Annotated in this window: 21 protein-coding genes and 1 pseudogene; 5 read left to right on the forward strand and 17 right to left on the reverse strand. The window is 61.5% G+C overall.

Going from position 1 to position 20,794, the window contains the following annotated elements; genetic code table 11:
- Window positions 1-140: 140 nt before the first annotated feature.
- Window positions 141-911: an enoyl-CoA hydratase gene (locus tag GC119_RS06490; protein ID WP_070574993.1), complete on the reverse strand. Its 771-nt coding sequence runs from the start codon at window positions 909-911 to the stop codon at window positions 141-143.
- Window positions 912-1,084: 173 nt separating this feature from the next.
- Here GC119_RS06490 and GC119_RS06495 point away from each other — a divergent pair, with 173 nt between their 5' ends.
- From GC119_RS06495 to GC119_RS06505, 3 genes are read left to right on the forward strand one after another with little or no spacing between them, the layout of a single operon-like run.
- A complete protein-coding gene (locus GC119_RS06495; protein ID WP_070574990.1) occupies window positions 1,085-2,131 on the forward strand; it encodes a TRAP transporter substrate-binding protein in 1,047 nt (348 codons plus the stop codon).
- Window positions 2,128-2,607, forward strand: a complete 480-nt coding sequence (locus GC119_RS06500; RefSeq protein WP_141750223.1) for a TRAP transporter small permease — start codon at window positions 2,128-2,130, stop codon at window positions 2,605-2,607. Before GC119_RS06495 ends, GC119_RS06500 begins: the two co-directional genes overlap by 4 nt.
- Window positions 2,604-3,911, forward strand: coding sequence for a TRAP transporter large permease (locus tag GC119_RS06505; RefSeq protein ID WP_151952757.1), 1,308 nt, complete (start codon window positions 2,604-2,606; stop codon window positions 3,909-3,911). The genes GC119_RS06500 and GC119_RS06505 overlap by 4 nt, the downstream gene beginning before the upstream one ends.
- A gap of 51 nt (window positions 3,912-3,962) precedes the next feature.
- Here the strand turns inward: GC119_RS06505 and GC119_RS06510 are convergent, their stop codons facing one another.
- The 3 genes and pseudogenes from GC119_RS06510 to GC119_RS11070 form a co-directional block, all read right to left on the reverse strand.
- The gene (locus GC119_RS06510; protein ID WP_151952758.1) at window positions 3,963-4,190 is read right to left on the reverse strand and encodes an amphi-Trp domain-containing protein; all 228 of its coding nucleotides are present in this window, start codon (window positions 4,188-4,190) and stop codon (window positions 3,963-3,965) included.
- 123 nt (window positions 4,191-4,313) lie between these two features.
- The gene (locus tag GC119_RS11065) at window positions 4,314-4,856 is read right to left on the reverse strand and encodes a WYL domain-containing protein (protein ID WP_226829342.1); all 543 of its coding nucleotides are present in this window, start codon (window positions 4,854-4,856) and stop codon (window positions 4,314-4,316) included.
- A 312-nt stretch (window positions 4,857-5,168) separates the two neighbouring features.
- A pseudogene (locus tag GC119_RS11070) lies at window positions 5,169-5,282 on the reverse strand (HTH domain-containing protein); the annotation flags it as partial.
- A gap of 97 nt (window positions 5,283-5,379) precedes the next feature.
- On the opposite strand from GC119_RS11070, the gene GC119_RS06520 reads away from it, so the two are divergent.
- Together GC119_RS06520 and GC119_RS06525 are read left to right on the forward strand one after the other, a co-directional pair.
- Window positions 5,380-5,745, forward strand: a complete 366-nt coding sequence (locus tag GC119_RS06520) for a VOC family protein (RefSeq protein WP_070574982.1) — start codon at window positions 5,380-5,382, stop codon at window positions 5,743-5,745.
- A gap of 133 nt (window positions 5,746-5,878) precedes the next feature.
- Window positions 5,879-7,420: an AMP-binding protein gene (locus tag GC119_RS06525; protein WP_226829328.1), complete on the forward strand. Its 1,542-nt coding sequence runs from the start codon at window positions 5,879-5,881 to the stop codon at window positions 7,418-7,420.
- Between the two features lie 131 nt (window positions 7,421-7,551).
- Here the strand turns inward: GC119_RS06525 and GC119_RS06530 are convergent, their stop codons facing one another.
- From GC119_RS06530 to GC119_RS06590, 13 genes are all read right to left on the reverse strand, one after another.
- On the reverse strand, window positions 7,552-9,228 hold the full coding sequence (locus GC119_RS06530) for a long-chain-fatty-acid--CoA ligase (protein WP_151952761.1): 1,677 nt from the start codon (window positions 9,226-9,228) through the stop codon (window positions 7,552-7,554).
- Between the two features lie 163 nt (window positions 9,229-9,391).
- Complete coding sequence (locus GC119_RS06535) at window positions 9,392-9,910, reverse strand: ferritin (protein WP_070574973.1); 519 nt, start codon at window positions 9,908-9,910, stop codon at window positions 9,392-9,394.
- Window positions 9,911-10,029: 119 nt separating this feature from the next.
- Window positions 10,030-10,248 (reverse strand): hypothetical protein, encoded by a 219-nt coding sequence (locus GC119_RS06540; RefSeq protein ID WP_070574970.1) that lies wholly within the window; start codon window positions 10,246-10,248, stop codon window positions 10,030-10,032.
- Window positions 10,249-10,385: 137 nt separating this feature from the next.
- Complete coding sequence (locus GC119_RS06545) at window positions 10,386-11,144, reverse strand: hypothetical protein (RefSeq protein ID WP_070574967.1); 759 nt, start codon at window positions 11,142-11,144, stop codon at window positions 10,386-10,388.
- A 45-nt stretch (window positions 11,145-11,189) separates the two neighbouring features.
- On the reverse strand, window positions 11,190-11,915 hold the full coding sequence (locus GC119_RS06550; protein WP_070574963.1) for a LuxR C-terminal-related transcriptional regulator: 726 nt from the start codon (window positions 11,913-11,915) through the stop codon (window positions 11,190-11,192).
- Window positions 11,884-13,089, reverse strand: coding sequence for a sensor histidine kinase (locus tag GC119_RS06555; protein WP_070777567.1), 1,206 nt, complete (start codon window positions 13,087-13,089; stop codon window positions 11,884-11,886). The genes GC119_RS06550 and GC119_RS06555 overlap by 32 nt, the downstream gene beginning before the upstream one ends.
- On the reverse strand, window positions 13,086-13,988 hold the full coding sequence (locus GC119_RS06560) for a type II secretion system F family protein (protein ID WP_070574958.1): 903 nt from the start codon (window positions 13,986-13,988) through the stop codon (window positions 13,086-13,088). The genes GC119_RS06555 and GC119_RS06560 overlap by 4 nt, the downstream gene beginning before the upstream one ends.
- Entirely contained in the window at window positions 13,985-14,917 is a 933-nt protein-coding gene (locus tag GC119_RS06565) for a type II secretion system F family protein (RefSeq protein ID WP_070574955.1), read from the reverse strand. The genes GC119_RS06560 and GC119_RS06565 overlap by 4 nt, the downstream gene beginning before the upstream one ends.
- Entirely contained in the window at window positions 14,914-16,278 is a 1,365-nt protein-coding gene (locus GC119_RS06570) for a CpaF family protein (RefSeq protein ID WP_070574952.1), read from the reverse strand. The genes GC119_RS06565 and GC119_RS06570 overlap by 4 nt, the downstream gene beginning before the upstream one ends.
- Window positions 16,278-16,682 carry a TadE/TadG family type IV pilus assembly protein gene (locus GC119_RS06575; protein ID WP_070574949.1) on the reverse strand — a complete coding sequence of 135 codons (405 nt, stop codon included), beginning with the start codon at window positions 16,680-16,682 and terminating at the stop codon, window positions 16,278-16,280. Before GC119_RS06575 ends, GC119_RS06570 begins: the two co-directional genes overlap by 1 nt.
- Window positions 16,679-18,856, reverse strand: a complete 2,178-nt coding sequence (locus tag GC119_RS06580; protein ID WP_151952762.1) for an AAA family ATPase — start codon at window positions 18,854-18,856, stop codon at window positions 16,679-16,681. Before GC119_RS06580 ends, GC119_RS06575 begins: the two co-directional genes overlap by 4 nt.
- Before the next feature lie 32 nt (window positions 18,857-18,888).
- Entirely contained in the window at window positions 18,889-19,683 is a 795-nt protein-coding gene (gene cpaB / locus GC119_RS06585) for a Flp pilus assembly protein CpaB (RefSeq protein ID WP_070574943.1), read from the reverse strand.
- Window positions 19,680-20,498 (reverse strand): hypothetical protein, encoded by an 819-nt coding sequence (locus tag GC119_RS06590; RefSeq protein WP_070574940.1) that lies wholly within the window; start codon window positions 20,496-20,498, stop codon window positions 19,680-19,682. Before GC119_RS06590 ends, cpaB begins: the two co-directional genes overlap by 4 nt.
- Window positions 20,499-20,794 lie beyond the last annotated feature (296 nt).

Below are 20,794 nucleotides of genomic sequence, written 5' to 3' on the forward strand. Positions count from 1 at the left end.
ATGCGGCGCATTAAAGCGTGAATCTGCATTACCGCGGCTGGGCGGGACGGCTGGGTGCAGCGGTTGGCCGAGGCGGCTGGGTGCAGCGGGAAGCTGCAGCGGCTACGGCAGCCGAAGGCCGCAGCCGCTTAGGTGTCAGTTCACATACCGCTGAAGTCCGAGCGGCGCTTTTCCATGAATGCGGCAAAAGCCTCGCGCGCAGCCGGTTCGTGGAGCATGGCGCTGAAAGTCTGAGCTTCGTCGTCAATGCGCTCAAGGATCTGCTTGCGCAGTGCTTCCGGCCGCAGCAGCTCCTTCGTCACACGCAGGGACTTCTGCGGTTTGGCAGCAAGCTTGACCGCAGTCTGCTGTGCTTTGGCGAGGACCTCCTCGGGTTCGAGGACCGCGTTGACCAACCCCGCCTCGTAAGCCAGCTGTGGAGAGAAGGGCTCGCCCAGCATGAGCAGTTCGGCAGCGCGCGCGTGCCCGGCGATCTTCGGCAGCAGCAGAGAAGAAGCAGCCTCAGGGCACAGCCCCAGGTTGACAAACGGCAGGCTGAGCTTTGCGTTGGTGCCGACATACACCAAATCGCAGTGCAGGAGCATGGTGGTGCCGATGCCGACCGCCGGACCGCACACGGCGGCGACCAGCGGCTTGGGGAACACTGCGAGTGAGTGGAGGAACCGGAATACCGGCCGTGAAAGGCCCGCGTCGGCGGGCGTGCTCTGAAAATCGCCGAGGTCGTTGCCCGCACTGAACACACGCTGGCTGCCCTGAATGACAACAGCTCGGACATCGTTGTCATCCCGCGCGGCCTCAAGGGCGTCAGCAAGGGCGGTGTACATGTCGTTGGTCAGCGCGTTCTTTTTGTCTTCGCGGTTGATGGTGATGGTCAGCACCCCGGCGTCGACGGCGGTCAGCACTTCGCTCATAATCACTCCTGAAAGTCTGTGGGTGGTGTCACTGTAGCGAATTGTTGCGCTCGATTGCAGGCGCAGGCGCATTCACAGGACGGGAACCGTATAGTTAATGCGCGAATATCGGGTCTGCTGACTGTGCGCCTGCAATTGGGCACAGCCAGGCGCGAAGTGAATGGAAGGTGCCGGTGGAAAGACCAGCTGTCAGCCGAAGGGCTGTCCTCGGCGCCGGTGCGCTCGCGGCTTTGGGCATGAGCGGCCTCAGCGGCTGTGGCCCGATGATGAACACCGGTGGTCTGCGGGCCGACGGCACCGTGCGAGTGTCGCACTACCTCACACCCAGCTACACGGACCTGGAGCCCTCCATTGCGCAGTTCGCGAAGAACGTCGACGCGCGCTTAGGCGAAGGAACCGTCGATGTGTACGGTGCCGGCACGCTGCTGAACTCCGAGCAGACGGTCACGGGTCTGCTGCGTGCCGTGGCGGATGTTGCCATGCAGACATCAAGCTACGTATCGACGAGCTTCCCCATTCTCGGGGCGATTGAGCTGCCTTTCAGCGGTGCGGACTATCCCACCCTGCGCGAGGCCATGAGCCCAGGTTCGGATCTGCGCAAGACGTTCAACGTGGAGTTTGCGAAGAAGGGCATCATGAGCGTGGGCACCATCATGTGTCCCACCGAGTGGATCTACACCGTCAACCGTCCGGTGACGAGGCCGGAAGATGTGCGGGGTCTGCGCATCCGGGTATCCGGTCACGTTGAGGGCGCAATGCTCAAAGCTCTCGGCGCAGCACCGGTTGCGCTGTCGTCAGCCGAAGTCTACGAGGCGCTGGAGCGCGGCACAGTGGACGGGATGGTGTCCTATCCCGGCACTGTGGTGTCGCGCTCGCTGCAGGAAGTTCTGCGCTATGCCACGATCGGCCATTTCGGTGCCTACACCTATGACACCTACGTCAACCTCGACTGGTTCAACCGCATACCGCGGGAGGTGCGCGAGGCGGTGCACGATTCCGGCCGGGTGTTCTCAGTCGACGGCACGAAGCTTGCCAAGGACGTTCAGGATGACGAATACATGCCTGTGTTTGAGAACTCCGGCATTGAGCTGATCGAGCTTGATAAGAGCCAGACCCGCCAGTTCCGCAACGCGACCAAATGGGTTGAGGAATGGTGGGAGAACAAGGTCGGCGATGACGAACTCGCCACGCGAGCGCTGAAGCAGGCGAGGAACCCGTGAAAGCACTGTCGCAGATCGCCCACGCGCTGCGCATGCTGTCCGGTGTCATCGTCGTGGTGCTGGTGCTCATCACCGGCTACGACGTCGTCATGCGCTATGTTTTCGCTCTGCCTTTGGACTGGTCGATCACCATCAGCTCCGTGGGGCTCATTGCGATCATCATGTTGGCGATTCCGGATGTTTCGCTGCGCGGTGAGCACATTGCAATGGATCTTTTCTACCGGCAGTTCAGTCCGCGCCTGCAGCGGATAGCCGACGGGATCGTCGCCGCTGCCGTTTTCGCCGTGTGCCTGACCGCGGGCCTGGTGTCGCTGAACACGTTCGCTGCGTTCTTCGGCGCGCAGATTCACACCGCCGGGAATTTCAACATCCCGGTGTGGATCCACTATTTCCTCGTGGCGTTCGGCTTCCTCACGTCGGCCGTCACGATTCCTCTCCAGTACGTCCTGCAGATGCGCGAGGTGGAGGACCGGTGAACGCTGTCATCGTCGGCTTTGCGCTGCTGGTCTTGGCAGTGCTCATTGCACTGCGCGCCCCGATCTTCGTTGCCCTGGCAGCCTCGGGAATCATCGGCCTGGTTCTGCTGGAGGGCCCGCGCGGTCTGGAGCAGGTGCCGATCGCCTTTGTGTCCCAGCTGGAAAGCTATTCGCTGGTTGCGGCTCCCATGTACATCCTCATGGGCGAGATTCTGGCTGTCGGCGGTTTGGGTCGGGCGTTCTTCCGCTTTGCCAATGCGTGGCTGGGCAGACTGCCGGGTGGTCTGGGTGTGGCTTCGGTGGGTTCGTCGACGGTTTTCGGCGCGATGTCGGGGGTGTCCCTGTCATCAGTTGCCGTTGTCGGCCGCATGGCGGTGCCGGAGATGCTTGATCGCGGCTACCGGCCGTCTTTTGCGACGGGTTCGGTTGTTGCCTCCGGTGCGCTGGCGATGCTCATTCCGCCCAGCCTCATGTTCATCCTGTATTCGTCGATTTCCGGTGTGAGCATCGGCGAGCTGTTTGCCGGCGGTCTTGTGCCCGGTATTCTCCTGGCTGCCCTCATGGCGCTGTACGTCATGATCACCGCCCTGGTGCGCCCGGACATCGCCCCGCGCACAGAAGCCAAGGTTCAGCTGGGGGAGAAGCTTGAGGCAACGAAGAAAGTTCTGCCCTCGCTTGTGCTCATCGTGCTGGTGTTGGGCTCTATCTACACCGGCATTGCCACGGCTACGGAAGCTGCTGCGGTCGGCGTCATCGGCGCGATTGTGGTTGTGGGCGTTTTCGAACGCCAGCTGTCGTGGGCGAACATCAAGAAAATCCTTGGTGAGACCACGCAGATCTCTGCGGGCCTGCTCATCATCGTAGGCGCGGCTTTTGTGTTCTCACAGATGCTCGTGCTGGTCCGCTTTGCCGAACACGTCACGGCGTGGGCGGGTGCGCTCACTATCCCGTCGTGGGTTATTGCGGTGCTTCTGCTGCTGGTTGTCATGGCGCTTGGATGCCTGATCGATGCGGCTTCGCTTCTGCTGGTGACCACGCCGATTCTGCTGCCGATCTTCACAGCTCTGGGCTACGATCCGCTGTGGCTGGGCATCATCCTGGTGGTGGTGCTGGAAACCGCGGTCATCACCCCGCCGGTGGGGCTGAACCTCTACGCCATGAAGTCCGTCATGCCGCAGCTGGACATTCGGGACATCATCCGAGGTGCCGTGCCCTACCTCATCATCGAAGTGGCGCTCATGGTCATCATGATCTTCATACCGGAGATCGCCACGTGGTTCCCCGGGATCATCTCGGTCAAATAGAGGGTGAATCTGATGAAGCGGGGCTGACGAGGCGGGGCTCCTGAAAGGTTCTCACTTCCAGGTGATGGAGATTTCGATTTCTGATTTGCCTCCCTCTTCGACTTCGATTTCGTATTCGTAGGTGACGGTGTCGGGAACATCGACGGTGACATCGTGTTCGCCGTCGGTGACGCGGACCTTGTTCTGGCGGGCGAGCGCGTCGGCAAGTTCACGCAGGCGCTCCGCAGCTTCTTCGCGTGTCATGGTTTCTTCGGTTTCGTGTTCAAAGAGTTTGCTCATGAGTTCATTCAAACACCGGGACATGAACAGCGGATTAGGGAGGTTCTGGGGCCATCCAGGCGAGGGCTGGTCGCCTGGGTCTACGTGCGGGGACAGTGAACGGTGGGGTTGGGTGCGTACCAGTCACTGGGCGGGAGCTGAGTGCCGTTCGACCACATCCTGGGCGAGCTGACAGATGCGTTCCCGGGCTGCTGCTGCAGGGGCGAGTACTTCGATGTGGTTGCCGAACTGCAGGAGCTGACGCACGGACTCGATGTCGGGGTAGTGGATGACAACGGTGCACCACTCGCTTTCTCCGCATGAGACTTCCCGGATCCGGGTGCCGAGGATGCGCCGCGCCAGATCGAGTCGGCTTTTTCTAAGATGGGCGATTACGCTTAGCCGACCTGGCGACTCAGTGCGTTCTTTCAGTGTTGCCCACACGCTGTGGAGGGTTTCATCTGGGCGGAGAACCACCGGCGTGTCAAGAGCCTCGAATGCCGAGAGCCGTTCCAGAGAGAATAATCGGCCGGTTCCCTGCTCATCGGCGATGAGGTACCAGCGGCCCGACTTGGCAACGATCCCGTACGGGTCGACTACCAGCGAAGACGCCTGTTCTTCGGAACTGCGGCGGTACTCGATGCGCATTCGGTGCTTGAGTCGCAGCGCTGATATCAGATCAGCCACGTTCAACCTCGGGCTCGAATCAGCAAGCCAAGCGCTGCTGTCCACGAGGACCAGTTCCGACAGGAGGGGATGGCTCGAAAGCCCGGGTGCTGCGTTTTGACGGGCAGCAATCTTGAGTGCGGCTGAAGCATGCACTGCCGACAGCCTCAGACTCTCTAGATGTTCGTTGTCCAAACCTGCGACCGAGAGGGCCTCCAGTTCACGGGGCTCAAGATGAGATGCGTTGAGTCGTGCATTGGAAAGCAATACGATCCCGCCGTTCCTCCCGCGCTCAGCGTACACAGGTACGCCTGCTGCCGACAGCGCTTCGACGTCTCGCAGTACGGTCCGCCTTGATACCTCCAAACGATCCGCGAGTTCGGCAGTGGTGACGCGGTGACGTGTCTGCAGCAGCAGGAGAAGGTGCAACAACCTGGAAGCTTTCATACCGACCGATTTTCGCAGAATAGATGACAGGTTGTGTCGTGATTAGTTGGTCAAATGAAGCAGTAGGCAAAAACCGACAATGTGAGGACTGTGTTCTATGCCCGCACCCAACCTATTCCTGATCTACGTTCGCGACACTGTAGATGCCACGGCCTTCTACAGCAGACTGTTTGAGATAGAACCGACATTCACCAGTCCCCGTTATGTTGCCTTTGAAGTTGCTCCCGGGGTCTTGTTTGCGCTGTGGTCTGGGCGAAGCGAGCTGGCGAATCCGAGCACACCTCGAACGTCTGAGGTCGGACTTATGGTGCCGGGAACGCCTGCCGCAATAGACGAAATGTTTATGAACTGGGTCGCAAAAGGAGCCCAGGTTGTGGAGGAACCATATGACGACGTATTTGGCCGAACATTTGTCGTCGCCGATCCCGATGGCACTCTTATCCGGGTATCCCCGGTTGATTGATTTCCACTGAGCCTTCCTGCTGCCAGCATGAACGTATCCTGCTGCTGCGGCGTCTTACAGAACAGACTGCGGCACGGTCTGCCGTTCCTGCTCGATACGATGATCTGACTCACACACAGAGATTGGAGTCACCGTGACAATTGATCAGAAAACGGTCGACGCGTGGTTGGCAGAAGTGCAGGCCGGTGAAGTCGATGTCGCCGCGAAGCTGTGCGACAGCCACCCGAAGGATGCCGTCGCTTTCACCTTCGTTGACCATGACCTCAACGTTGAGAAGCTGACGTATGGGCAGCTGGGGGAGCGCAGCCGTAAGCTCGCCGGCCACTTCAAGTCCATGGGCATCGGTGAGGGCGACCGCGTGGGTGTTCTGCTGACCAAGCGCGAAGAGCTCGTGGTGACCCTCGTGGCCCTCGTCCGCTTGGGCGCGGTCTACATTCCGCTGTTCACCGCTTTTGCCACCCCCGCTGTTGAAATGCGGATGAAGGCATCCGATGCGAAGCTCGTCGTCACTGAGGACTCACAGCTGTTCAAAGTCGAACCGCTGGGCCTGCCGGTGTTCATGGCAGGCGATGAATACCAGCGCGCGCTCGAAACCGCTGAACCCGTCACGGAAAACTACCTTGCCGCACCGGACCACCCGTTCCTGCAGCTGTACACTTCGGGCACTACGGGTGCGCCCAAGGGCGTGCCGGTCCCCGTGCGAGCGCTCGCGGCCTTTAAGACGTACATGAAGATCAGCCTCGACGTCCGCGATGACGACGTCTTCTGGAACGCTGCCGACCCCGGTTGGGCGTACGGCCTGTACTACGGCGTTGTCGGGCCTCTCGCCATCGGGGTGCCCAACATCCTCTACACCGGCAAAGCAGGCCCCGAGGACACCCTGCGCGTCCTCACTGAACTGGGCGTGACGAACTTCGCCGGCGCCCCGACGCTCTACCGCACCTTGGCCAAAGCAGATACCGATCAGAAGGCCAATCTCCGCAGGGCGTCGTCAGCCGGTGAGCCGCTGACTGCCGATATCCTCGCGTGGTCGCCAGACGCTCTGGGCTGCGAAGTCCGCGACCAGTACGGCCAGACCGAACTGGGCATGGTCATCTGCAGCCACTGGGCCGACGGCTACCGCCAGCCGGTCAAAAAGGGCTCCATGGGCCGACCCATGCCCGGCATTTCAGCCGATGTTGTCGAAGGCGTCATCGCTATCGACACCCACAACAGCCCGAACTTCTGGTTCATGGGCTACCACAACGAACCAGAACGCACCGCGGTGCGCTACTCCGATGATGGCCGCTGGTACCTGACCGGCGACCTCGGTCGCATTGACGAAGACGGCGATGTGTTCTTCGCCAGCCGCGATGACGACCTCATCCTCATGGCCGGTTACCGCATCAGCCCCTTCGATGTTGAATCAGTGCTCGTCGAACACGACTCCGTTGCGGATGTCGCTGTTGTCGGCCGCCCCGACCCCGACGGTGTGCGCGGCGAGATCGCCGAAGCGTTCATCGTTCTGCGCCCAGGCTGGACCGGCAGCGACGAACTGGCAAAAGAACTCCAGCAGGCAGTCCGCGAAGGCTACTCCGCCCACGCCTATCCGCGCCGCTTCCACTTTGTGGACGAACTGCCGAAAACCCCTTCGGGCAAAACACAGCGCTACAAACTCAAAGAATACGAAGGCTGAGCTAGCCGCATAGCCAGCTGTGCCCGGGTGGGAAAGGGCTCCCCACCCGGGCACAGCTGTTCAGATGACCCCCTTCCGAGGTGCCGCCGGTTTTTCGGGGGACAGGCACCTCGGGGGGTGATGTCCGCTGTTCAGCCCTGGACGCTGCTGGTATGCCCCTGCCAGGCGGCGTCGCGCAGCTGGAACTTCTGGATTTTGCCGGTGGAGGTTTTGGGCAGTTCGTCGACGATTTCGATGACTTTCGGCACTTTGTATCGGGCAATGTGTGTGCGCACGTGCTCGATGATCTCCTGCGGCTGCGCCTTAGTCCCAGGGCGCAGAACGACGAACGCGGCGGGGCGCTCACCCCAGTCCTTGTCGGGAATGCCGATGACTGCGACCTCGCTCACCGCAGGGTGAGAGCCCACAGCGTGTTCAACTTCGATGGTCGAAATGTTCTCCCCGCCGGAAATGACGACGTCCTTGGCGCGGTCGCGGATTTCGACATAGCCGTCCTCGTGCCACACAGCGAGGTCACCGGAGTGGAACCACCCGCCGGCAAAGGCCTTCGCTGTTGCTGCTTCGTCGCGGTAGTAGCCGGCCATGACGGTGTTGCCGCGCATGACGATCTCACCGACCGTCACTCCGTCGCGCGGAACATCGATCAGGTGACCGTCAGCGTCAGGGGAGGCCTCGACCACGCGAATGGGGTCGGAGAGCACTTGGGCCACACCCTGCCGAGCCTGGAATCGGGCGCGGTGCGGGGTGGGCAGCTGCGCCCATTCGGTCTGCGGTTCGCACACCGTGTACGGCCCGTAGGTTTCAGTCAGTCCGTACACGTGCAGAACGGTGAATCCGAGTTCCTCGACTTCCGACAGCGTGGTGGGGCTCAGCGGTGCCGCCGCCGAGGTGATCGTCAGCGGGTGCGCCAGCTGATGCGCCTCAGGGGCGTGGGTGATGGTGCGGATGACAGTGGGTGCTGCGCACAGGTGGGTGAGACGGTGGTGTTGGATCAGTCGCCACACCTCGTCGCTGCGCACAGCCCGCAGACCCACCTGGAGGCTGCCGGCGGCAACAAGAGCCCACGGGTTCGTCCAGCCGTTGCAGTGGAACATCGGCAGCGTCCACAGGTAGCGGCTGTCGTGATTCAGTCCCAGGTGGGTCACCTGGTTGACGGCGTTGAGGTAGCTGCCGCGGTGCGTGTAGAGAACACCCTTGGGCTTGCCCGTGGTGCCGGATGTGTAGTTGAGGCAGATGTGCCGGTTCTCGTCATCGACACTCCAGTCCAAGGCGGTGTCGGCTGTCGCTGCGTTGGAATTGCTGGCAGCCAGCAGGTCTTCGAACGGTGTGCCGACCTGTGGGGCCGAGGTGCCGGCCGGGTTGTCTGCCGGACCGCTTCCCGGGCTGTCAGCGTGCGGGTCTGTCACAACGCCGATGGTGGTGACACTCGCCAGTTCATCTGCGATGTCTGCGATGGTCGGCAGGAACTCGGCGTCGATGATGAGTGCCTTTGCCCCGGAGTGATCGAGGATGTAGCGGACTTCCTCCTGCGCCAGGCGGGTGTTGATGGCTACGAGCACACCGTCGATGAGCGGCACGGCATAGTGGGCGGCCAGCATCTCCGGCACGTTCGGAAGCATGTAGGCCACGCGGTCACCCGGCTGGATTCCCAGGTCAAGGAACATGCGTGCGCGCGCCTCCGCGGCTTCTTTGAGCTCGGCAAAAGTCCAGACTGTGTCCTTGTAGTCAATGGCCGGACTGTCCGGGAACACTTCGGCAGAGCGTTCGAGGAACGACAGCGGGGTCAGCCGAGTGATCCAGGGTTGCACATGGTCTCCTTTGGTTCGGTGTGTTCTGTATCTTGACCCAACACAACCACGCCGCGCGTCCATCAGGGGGTGAAAATGTCACAGGCCGACCGGCTGCCGGTGCAGCGGTCGGCCTGTGACATTTCAGTCTGGTTTGAGGGCCGAACCTCAGGAGGGACTCGGTTCAGTCGTCGTCTTCGGTGCCCGTGCTGGTGCGTGAGCCCAGTTCGCCGTCCAAGCGAAGCAGACCGGAGCCGTCGCCGTCGATCAGTTCGAGCTGGCCGACGATTTCACCGACGGTGTCTTCTTCTTCCAGCTGTTCGTCGACGAACCAGTTGAGAATCGGGCGAGCGTCGATGTCGCCTGCTGCTTCAGCCGCGCGGTAGAGCTCACGGATAGCTTCTGAAACCTTCTTTTCGTGGTCGAGCGCAGCCTTGAAGATGGTCAGCGCCGACGGGTCAGCAGCCACGTTCGGTGCTGACAGGGAGCCGATCACAGGCGCACCACCGCGGGCCAGCAGGTGGTTGATGAACTTATTGGCGTGCTCGATTTCTTCGTCAGCCTGCGCTCGCAGCCAGGTGGCGAAACCCGAAAGGTCCTGCTTGTCAGCTTCAATTGCCAGCTGGCGGTAGACCATGTTGGCTTCGAATTCGAGGGTGATCTGTTCGTTGAACTTTGCTTCGAGCTCTGGTGTGAGAGTCATGACTCCACTGTAGAAGTTCCAGCTGTGAGTTGGAAGAGAGCGGGAGGAAAAGCATGTGGAAAAGCAAATGGGGCTCGGAAGCGTGCGCTTCCGAGCCCCGAAGAGCCAAGTGGGTCAGATCACCCGGCCGAGAAGATGTTCTCGACAGCTTCCTTGAACTTGTCGCCCAGCGTACCGCTGGCGCCGTTTGCCGCAGCGATGGCGATGGTGAGAACGACAACGACGACAAGTGCGATTGCCAGGTATTCAATGGAGACGGCGCCCTTTTCCCCTGCGCGGGCCTGGAGTGCTTCGACGCGGTCCTGGATGCTGTTGCTCATCTTGAGAAGAGTAGTCATTGGGTTACCTTCCGGGTTTCCACTGTGTGTACGTTTTCTACTATCTCGGATTTCTGTGAATATTCCCAGGGCCCTGGGACCGTTAGTTGTGCCCACTGGCTTCGGTTTTCCTTTGGGCCCATGTGCGGCAGGAGCAGTCAGCGGTCCAGGCGGATGGTGTACATCTTTTTGAACGCGCGTTTGTCCCAGGTCACAAGAACACCCTCAGCATACTGTGCCGTTGCTGTGCCCTTGGCGCTGACACACTGCAGAGTCCAGGCTTGTACTGTGCCATTCGGCAAAGGTGCACACGCCAGGCCCCTGGGGGCTACGACCTGGGCTGTCGCAGATGACTTTCCGCCGACCGTCGGTACGAACTTCTTGCCCTGCGGGCTTTCGCTCTGCTTTGCCCGGTAGACGTCGACGCTGATGCGATTGCCGCCACCGGGCATGTACGACGTCACGGTGCCCCCGTCGTTCTTCCGCGCATAGCTGATGGCGGTTGGATATGCGCTAGCTGCGGCCGCAGCCCAGAAGGGCTCCGGCGGCTTGTAGGTGAATTTGAGGGAGGACTCCTTTTTGTCGGTCCCTCCGGTCTCAGGGAGGATGCCGCCGCCGTGGCTGGGCCTGTCGCTGCCCTTCGGGCTGTTCTGTGCGCGCAGCCACGCCTCGATCCACTTTTCACGAGCATCTTCTGCCGCCGCCGTAGCGGCAGCGTCAGCACTCTTCTGCGTGCTTGAACGCACATCGACCGCCTCTGCGAAGACCATAAAGGCCAGTGCCGCGCCGATGACCGCCAGGGACGTGAGGAGAACGGAAATCGAAACCTGGCCGGATTCTCCACCGGCACGCTGACTACCAGGCTGCAGACGGTGCGCGGCCACGGGAACATCAGCCGTGTCTGATTGAACGCTCATCGGAGCTTCCTTTCTCGGTCGCCTGTTTCTTCCGCCCGGCACTGGTCAGTTGGGGATCGCCACTGTGCGCAGCCACACGCTGACGGCTTCCGCACGGCTTGAAACGCTGAGCTTAGCGAAGATGTGGTTGACGTGGTTTTTGACGGTCTTTTCACTCAGGAACAGGGTTTCGGCTATAACGCGGTTTGTCAGGCCGTCGGCAATGAGCTCCATGACTTCGCGCTCTCTCTGCGAGAGGTTGAACGGTGCGGATCCGCCGGCGGCCGGAGTCCTGGCAGCCTGTCGAGCTGCCGCTTCCGCGGCTGCTTTGTCGCCAGCTTTGTCGTCGCCGGCGGCCAACGCCGCTGCCTCTGCACCCCCGGGTGGAAAAAACGCTCCGGCTGCCGTTTCGGAAATGAGGAACGAACCCGCGGCGACGGACCGGAGGCTGTGGGCAAAGCTGTCAGGGTCGAACTCCGTATAGACCACGTACCCGCGCGCACCCGCTTGGAGAGCGGCTTTGATGATTTCGGTTTCTTCGCTGTGCGACAGCATGACGACGGTGCTGAACTCTGACAGCTCAGCCGCCGCCGCGATTCCGTCGGTGCCGGGCATGCGAACGTCGAGCAGGCAGATGTCCGGCTGGGTTTCGCGTCCCTTCTCAATGGCTTCGGCCCCGTCGGCGGCAACGGCGACGAGTTCGAAATCCTCAAGAGCTGTGATGATGTGCTCAAGGCCCACCCGCACAACAGAATTATCGTCAGCTATGAGAATGCGAAGCTTTTGTGTCATGTTCCTGTCCTTTCAGCGGTGCATTGATGCTGATGGTCGTTCCGGTCCCGGGTTTGGAGTCGATGTCGACTCGGCCGCCGATGGACGCTGCGCGCTCGCGCATACCGGTCAGGCCGTAGTGCCCGACGCTGCTGTCGAAGGTTCCGCGGCGCATGCCGGTTCCCCTGTCGCTGACGATCGCTGTGATGCCTCCGGGCAGCGATCGGATGACGACGTCGACCTGGTCCGCCCCACTGTGCTTAGCGGCGTTGATGACGGCCTCTTCGACGATTTTGCGGACCACGTAGGCCGCGGGGTCGGATGAGCGCAGGTGGCGAAGTTCGAGTTCTGTGTTGACTGTTATGTCGTAGAGAGTGCCGAGTTCCTCCAGTGCCTGCTGAAGCGATTCTTGTGCCGGGGTCTGTGCCCCGTCCCGCAGGTCGGTGAGGATTTTTCGGGACTCTTTGACTGCTTCATTGGCAGCGTGTGAAATGGTTTTGGCGGTCTCGGCGCATTCTGGGTGCTTCATTCGCAGTGCAGTTGCCTGCAGACCGATGCCCACCAGAGTCTTCGTCAGAGAATCGTGGAGTTCGCGCGCCAGGCGCGAACGCTCTTCTCCCAGTGCTGCGTCGTGGGCGCTCTGCGCTGACTGTTCGAGTGCAGCGTCGATCCGCCACTGAAGCGTGCGCAGTGTCGCGCCCATGTGGACGCAGACCAGCAGCGTAATGATGGTCGCCCAGACGGGTACCGAGACTATCAGCGGAGGTGAGTGTGCGCCGTCGGGGTTGAGGATGATGACCGTTGCGTACACCACGATGATGAGAATCGTGATGAGGTGGCGGTACGACGCTTCGAAGAGCATTCCCACGAGGAACGCGCCGCACGCCAGATAGGCGGTGTAGACGATCGAAGAGTTCGATACTGCGGCGAGGACCGTAGACAAGGTGACGTCGAGCAGAACGGTTGCGGGGTGCTTGACAATGAACGGCACAACGACTGACCAGGTGAGGATGAGCGTGAGGGTGGTTGCCGTCGTCAGTGCGGCAAAGACAACCGCGAATGGTGTGGGAGGTTCGTCACGCCAGGTGAGGACCATCGGCAGGTTGGCCAGCAGGCGCATGAACAGCACCAGTTTGGCCGCCTGGATGAGAACCTGTCCAGCCTGCCATTCGGAGCGTGACCACGAAGGCTTCATTGTCGCAGCTTTCCGAAGATGTCGGCGAAGTCAACCGAGTAGAACATGGCTACGCCGATGAGCAGCATTGTGGCCGGCACCATAATGAGCGATACAACAGCAGAGATCTTCGGATTGGCCTTCGACGCCTTCTGACGTGCGCGCTGAGCTGTCACCTGGCGCATGTCGAGCGCGATCTGATTGAGGGCCTCTGTCAGAGGTGATCCGAGTTCTTCTGACTGCATGAGAGCGACGACAAAAGAATCAAGGGAGTTCGACGACGTGCGCGCACGCAGATCCGCGAAAGCCTCGGCGCGGGACTGACCCACGTCCATTTGGCGAAGAACCAGCTGCATTTCCTCAGCAAGCGGACCCTCAGACCTTTCGATAACACGTTCGAGCGCTCCGCGGAATGACAGCCCAGCGGACACCGTCACAGCCAGAACATCGAGAAAGTCGGGAAGATCGTCTTCAATCTTCTCCTGGCGCTCGGCAGCTTTCGACCACAGGGCAATGTCCGGGATGAAGAACAGTGCGAGCAGAATTCCCAGCGCCAACAGCCAGTAGCCGAAGTACCCTCCGACAAGAAGAGCAGGTGCCGTACCCAGCAGCAGCAGGCGGGTCTTGGTCGTTATGAACTGGGAGAAGCTCGCGTAGTCGTCCTTGCCGGACTCCACGATCTTGCGGGTCATGAAGTTTCGGTAACCGGACCCCAGAATCTTCTCGAATTCGCCGCTGATGGCAACGGCCAGGCGGCTGATGGGGCCGTTGTCGGCTTTCTGCTGTTGAATCGGCCCGCGAACAAGGGCGCGATCCTGTTCTGACAGTGAGTCCAGAGGGTCAGAGCGCATCATGCTCAGACCGCGGTAGGCGACGAGGAAGACGAGAAGGGCACAGAGCCCGAAGACGAGCGCAATCACAGTTTGACCCTCGTCAGGCGGTTGATCAGAACGATTCCAAGAACATAGGCGCCGCAGACGGCAACAAGGACGATCTGTCCGACAATGGAGCTTGTCATGTCGTGGAGCACCCGGTTGTTGAACATGGTGAGCAGCGCGAGCAGCGTGATGCCCATGCCGGCGACCATGTAGCCGGTGTAGCTCGATTCGGCGACGATTGTGCGGACCTCGCGGCTGGTTTCCTTGCGCGTCTCCAATGTGAACGACAGGTCGCGCAGAGCGCTGATGAGTGAACCGCCCGAACGGTGGGAAATGACCAGGGTGGATACGAGTACGCCCAGGTCACGGCCTGGAACCCGATCACGCAGCCGTTCGAAGGCGACGTCCAGCGGTGTGCCCATGTCGAGTTCGCGTGACAGGATGCGGATTTCACGCCCGGCGGGGTCGGGCAGTTCGCTGCCGGCAATGTGGAGGGCCGTGTGAATCGATAGCCCGGCGCCGGTTGTCGACGCCAGAATTCGAGCGAACTCGGGCAGCTGCGCGACGATCTTTTCGTATTGCCGGCGATGGAGAATCGTCAGCACGTAGATCGAGCAGGCGAAGACTCCGGCACCCAGAAGAAGAGCCCAGTGCACGGCCATGATCTTGTCAAGCACGTAGGCCACAAGGAGCGATATGACCGTCATTCCAAGGATGAATTCGCTGACGCGAATGCGCCGCACATCGGCTTCTTTCATGAGCTGCTGAAGCTTGCGCACGGGCGCTGCTCGCAGCAGCAGGCGATCGAGTGGATTGAAGACGGCAGCACGGAATCCGGCGTGGCGGATGAGGGAGCGTTCGCGTTGGATGATCGCCTGTTGGTCCAGGGTGCCCATCGCAAAGGCAGCGAGGCCGATCGCGCCGAGAACGATGACCACCCCGGCGATGAGCACAAGAACTGCTGCGCTCATGGCCGTGCCCCCGGCGTTCTGCTGGGACGTGCTGTTCCGCGAGCCTCCAAGATTTCGACGGGAAGCGATTCGCCGGCAAGCCACATGCGGTGGGAAATGGCTTCGGGCAGCGGGTGGAAGACAAAGCGTCCCGTCACAGTCCGCTGTTCCGTGATGGGGTCTGCTACGAAGTCCATGATCGGAGCCAGTGTGAATTCCTCACGGCTTTGCGATGTCACCGCGGCGATCTCTGAAATGCGGCGCGAACCGTCAACACCGCGGTTGAGCTGGACGATGAGGTCGACAGCGGAGTTGATCTGGTCGCGCAGAGCCGCGTAGGGAATCGACAGTTCGCTCATAGAAGCCAGCGTTTCCAAACGCGATACCGCATCAGCGGCGTTATTGGCGTGGACGGTCACCAGCGAGCCGTCGTGACCGGTGTTCATTGCCTGCAGCATGTCGAGGGTCTCACCGCCGCGAACCTCACCGACGATGATGCGGTCTGGGCGCATACGGAGGCTGTTGCGGACCAGGTCGCGGATGGTGACCTGACCCTTTCCTTCGATGTTGGCCGGGCGCGACTCCAGCCGAACCACGTGGGGCTGCTGGAGCTGAAGCTCCGCCGAGTCTTCAATCGTGACGATGCGGTCAGCATCGGAGATCAGACCCGAGAGCGCGTTGAGCATTGTCGTCTTGCCCGTACCCGTACCGCCGGAGACCACAATGTTGAAGCGTGCGCGCACGCAGGCTGTGAGAAAGTCGCGGGCGACCGGGTCGAGCGATCCCTTGCGAATGAGATCATCAAGGGTGAACGGGGTGGGGAAGCGGCGAATCGTCATAGTGGGCCCGTCAAGTGCCAGCGGCGGCACGATGACGTTGACTCGCTCACCGGTCGGCAGGCGTGCGTCGACCATGGGGGAGGACTCGTCAACGCGGCGGTTGACGGCTGCGACGATCCTGTCGATGGTCTGCATGAGCTGCGCGTCGTTCGAAAAGCCCATGTCGAGCTTCTGAATGCGGCCTCGCCGTTCAACGTAGACGTCGTTAGGTCCGTTGACCATGATTTCGGTGACGGAAGGGTCAGCCAGAAGAGGTTCCAGAACGCCCAGGCCAAGCGCTTCGTCGACGACGCGGCGGATGAGTGACTGCCGGGCGGAGGCCGACATAACCGGGCCGGACTGCGAGATGAGGTGGCTGAGTACACGCTCGAGTCGGATACGACGCTGTGTGGCGTCGTATTTGCTCAGTTCGTCGAGGTCGACTTCTTCCAGCAGCATCTGCCGGTATGAGCGGATGGCCTGCTGTTCTGCGCTGAGCTGACCGGAGTTGGCGAATTCGAGTTCACCGCTGTGTTTGTTGCGCACACGGTTGAGAAGCGACATCAGAGGGGCTCCGTCCGTACGAAGTGTGCAGTCCGGGTGACCGTCATCGGGGGAACCACATCGGACACCCACGACATTCCGAGGTACGGCATGTCGATCTGCACTGTGCAGTTGATTTCCTTATAGCCGCCGCAGGTCGCGCGGGTTCCGCTCCGAAGGGATTCGCTGACTGCGGCGTAGGCGGCCGGCGTTCCGGTGCCTACTGCGATCGCTTCGGCCCGAGCGCCGTTGCGGGCTGCGTGATTGGCCTGAGACAGTGCATGCATTGCGAGCATGATCTGAATGCCGATGAGCCCGGCCACCAGCAGCAGGGATGCGCTGCCGAGGAACTCAATGCTGACGACGCCGCGCTCGCCGTTGGCCGAAGAGCGCAGCCGCTGTTTGATTCCGCGAAGACCGATCACGACGGCTCCTTCACGATTCCAGCGCTGGCAGGAATTTCCAGTGCAAAGTCAACAGATTTGGGCACGAGGGTCGGGGTGGCCATGCGGACGGTGACGCGGCCACCTGAGGTGCTGACGGTCATGTCGTCAGCCCAGCCGTCGGGAGTTGCGCTGACAGCCGCCGTGGTGGGATTGGCTCCGACTGCGGCGGCGCGCGCACCTTCGTCGGCTGCGTGGGAGGCGAACACGAACGTGAGGCCGACCAGCACCATCTGGAATGCGATTGCGGTGAACAGGCCGAAAAGGCCCGTGATGGCAAGCGCTTCGATGCTGACCGCTCCGCGTTCAGCATCAGACCTGGCTGCCCTGCGATAGCGGCTGCGCGGCCGTGGCCGTTTGAGCTCTGGTTCAGCACTGCTGCTGTTCAGCATTGCCTGCAGGGCTGCAGCTTGTGAGCCGCTGTCGGAGGGAGTGTGCGCGGTCGGTGCTTCTGTGTCCCTGTTTGGTGGTGTGTGGACGGTCGGGGCTTCCGCATCGCGGTTCGGCGGTGTGTGCGGAGTGGGCGTTTCTGCCTGCCTGCTTGGAGCTGAGTGCAGAATCGGAGCTTCTGCATCTCTGCTCGCAGTTGGGTGCAGGGTCGGTGCTTTTGCGTCTCTGCTTGCCAGCGAACGCAGCAGCGGTGCTTCCGAAGCCCTGCTGACCGATGCTGAATGCAGCGTCGCTTTGCCCTGCAGTGAACGCACCTTCGGGGCTTCTGCTTCTCTTCTTGGTGCAGAATGCTGGGCTGAAGTCTCTGCGTCTGTGCTCGGCAGTGAACGCAGCCGCGGGGCTTCCGCACGCTGGAAAGCGCCGGTGGGCTGGCTGCCGACTTCCGGAGGGTGATTCGGTCGAGGCGGAAACTGGTTGTTGTCAGCCTGGGCTTGCGCAGCTTGACCGCTGTTGCGCACGGGTTCTGGAACAGCTTCGTCGGAGTGGCTGGCCTTCTTCTTGTCCGCACGGCCGCCGAAGCGCTGGCGCTGGCGTTTGTCCTGAATGGACGGCGGGGCGATGATTCCCAGCTCGTGAAGTATGCCGTCGATGTCTTGTTTCCATGACGGCGACGTGAGTTCGGGATCGCGTTGGTTGACAGCTGATTCGAGGCCTCTGGTGTCGTCGTGGACGACGGCATTGAGCAGTGGGTAGTTCAGAATCCGCTTTGCGGCACTGGGCCCGAGGCTGCTGTTCTTCGTCACCTTGTTCAGAACAATCCGAACGGTCCCGCCCGTTTGGACGTTCAGCCTGTCCCAGAGCTCTGTCTGTCGGTGAACACCGCGCAGGCTGAGCACGTCGAGGGTCGACACACTGAGGATGGTGTCGGCCATTTCGAGTGCAGTCGCACCGGCTTCTCCGATGACGGACCCGATGTCGATGATGACGAGGTCGGTTCGAGCCGCGAGCATGCTGAGTATCTGACGAGCCGCGAATTCGGTGACGAGCTCGCCTTCTTCACCGCGCTCTGGGCCGAAGAGAATCTGCAGACCGCTCGGGTGCCGGAAGAGAACATCGTCAAGATGGCGGGGAGTCAGCTCTTCGATGACCCCCAAGAGGTCAATGAGCTGTCGGCTGCGGGGAACGTCGAGCAGAATCGACGCATCGGGCTTCTGCAGGTCCAAGTCGACGAAGACGATTCGGTCGTTGGGCCGATGCTCGGCCGCCTGCAGTGCAAGGTGCAGTGCCAGAGTCGTCGTCCCAGTGCCGCCCTTGGCACCGGCGGTAACGAGAATCCGGCCCCCGCGATCCAGGCTGCTGTCAGTATGGGTAGACACGACGTCGCGCAGAACCGTCGACCACCCGACAGCGCTTTCGACAAGACTGGCAATCTCTTCATAGGACAGCGGGAACCGCACCACACCGCGAGCGCCGTTGGACAGCGCCGCCGTGTAGTCCTCGGGCTGGGGATCAGTTACGACAGCCAGAATCGCGCTTGTCGGCTGGCGAACACCGAGTTCGCGAATGAGGTCCCACTGATTCATGGGGGTCGAGTTCTCGTCGATCACCAGGAGATCAATAGAGCCCTCGCGTGGTTGGGCCAGACGATGAAGCAGAGCGTGAGAGGTCGCAAAGATCTGGCCGATTTCGACATCGGCGGCGCTGAGGGCCTCCCGGATCTGCCAGGCTCGCTGTTCATCGGCACTGACGATGAGCGCGGTGGTCATTGTGTGATTCCTCCTGTGTGCTTCCGCACCGGTCACTTGCTGCGCGTCGATCCAAGAGCCGGCGGCAGATCCGGGTCTTCAAACGACTTGTCGCGGGATTTGGTCTTGGACCCCGTCTCGTTGTTGCCCGAACGGAGCAGTCGCATGGACACCGCGAAGCTTTCTCCGTAGGACAGCCGAGCGGCATCCTTGACGGGCACGGCAAAGGTCACAGCAACTTTCTCGGCAACACCTTCGATCGCGGCCTCACCAGCACCCTGGTTGCCCTGGACGTCGATGTCGGGTGCAGCTTTGCCCACCGCTACGACTTCGGCGTTGGAGACGAGAACACCGGCAACGTTGTAGGGGATATCGGCCCTGCGGTAGTCCTGGCCGCCGGGCTCGTCGTCGCGTTCACGGGCAAAGGCGGCGACGACATCGACGACATCGCCGGGCTGGACGCGGCCGTTGATGCCGGCTGCGGCGTCAAAGCTGATGGTGACTTCGCGCTCCCCGTCTTCGAGTGCCGAAACAGGAGTCAGTGAGTCTGTCTGCAGGATCGAGCCCTTTGTGATGTCGGTTCGCGCTTTCTGTCCCGCCAGCTGGTCAAGCGAGGTGACCATGAGCGAGGTCACGTACTTTTCCGGCATCTCGATCTTTTCGACGTCTTCCTCAGGGTTGATCGTCTGGTAGGTGTCGATGTCGGCGGCCGCTTTGTAAACAGTTACGCGGGGCCCGACCTCGGCGTTGACGGATCCGACGTAGGCGACTACGCCGAGGAAAACAGCGATTGCGCCGATGGCGGCGATGACGAGGGTGATGACGCCGCGACGCTGGCGAGGATTCATGCGAACTGTCCTTTGAGGGTGGAGCGCGGGATGGGATGGGCGGCGGTTCCCGGTGCAGAGCAGTAGCTGCAGACATCGCTGAGTGTCGAAAGCTGACACCAGGGGCAGGTGCGCGCTTTCTGCTTCACCGCGGCGATGACCGGTGAGATGTCCGCGGGCACCGCGACGATTTCGACAGCGTCGTGCGGGCCCCACCATTCCGATTGGGCTTCTGTCAGCTGAGGGTGGGCCGCGTACTGTGCCGGTGCCGCGATTCGACAGAATTCGTCGAGAAGTGTTCGGCACGCGCCGGCCTCATCCTGCGGCACCGTCGAATGAAGTGCCATGTTGTGCAGGGCGAAGCCGCCTGCTGCGCTTGAGGGGATTCCCTTGCGGCCGAAGGTTTTTACGCTGCCGTTCAGCTCTGCGATGGCGGTCCGGGAGGGGAGGATCCCCGCGAGATGCTGCCAAATATTGGGGTTGGGGCGTTTGAGGCCGCCCGGTTTGCCCGTGATGACGAAGTTCCGAGCGGCGCGCTCAATTTCCCGGAGCACGGCCACTATGAGGCCCGGATCGTGTGCCGGTGCCAGCTGACGCGCGAAATCTGCCAAGCACGCGCGGCCCAGGGGACCCAGGCCGCTGGAAACTGCGATCAGCTCGGAATCGGCGCGGGCTGCACGCGCCTGGCCGATGAGCAGTTCTCCGCTTCGATCACTGGCGTCGAGGATGAACAGCGGCAGGTTTGCGCCTGCGCGCTTGATTGCGGCAGCAGCGCTTTCAATAGTCCCGTCAAAACTCCAGACGTTTTCAGGAAGCAGGACCCGGTGATCAGTCACGGAACATCTCCCTCTTTTTGAAATGCTGACGTATGTCGAAGTTAAGGACATTAGCTGAAAGCTGTTGAGCGGTGATACGGGACACAGTAGTCACCGAAAAATCACGAACCTGAGTCTAAGGTGCAGTACTCGGCGCTTCAAGACCCAGGGGGCTGGACCCGGTGGGCCGGACCCGCGGGCGCAGAAGCGGGGTTTCACGGGCTGTTAGAAGGAAGTGGACGGTGTTCACTCAGAGTGAGACTTCCCCGGCAAACCCGCTTGGGTGAGCACTTCTGGTCCACTTGCGGCGCCCAGGT

The organism is Brevibacterium sp. Marseille-P9724 (assembly GCF_902500275.1).
GTDB lineage: Bacteria > Actinomycetota > Actinomycetes > Actinomycetales > Brevibacteriaceae > Brevibacterium.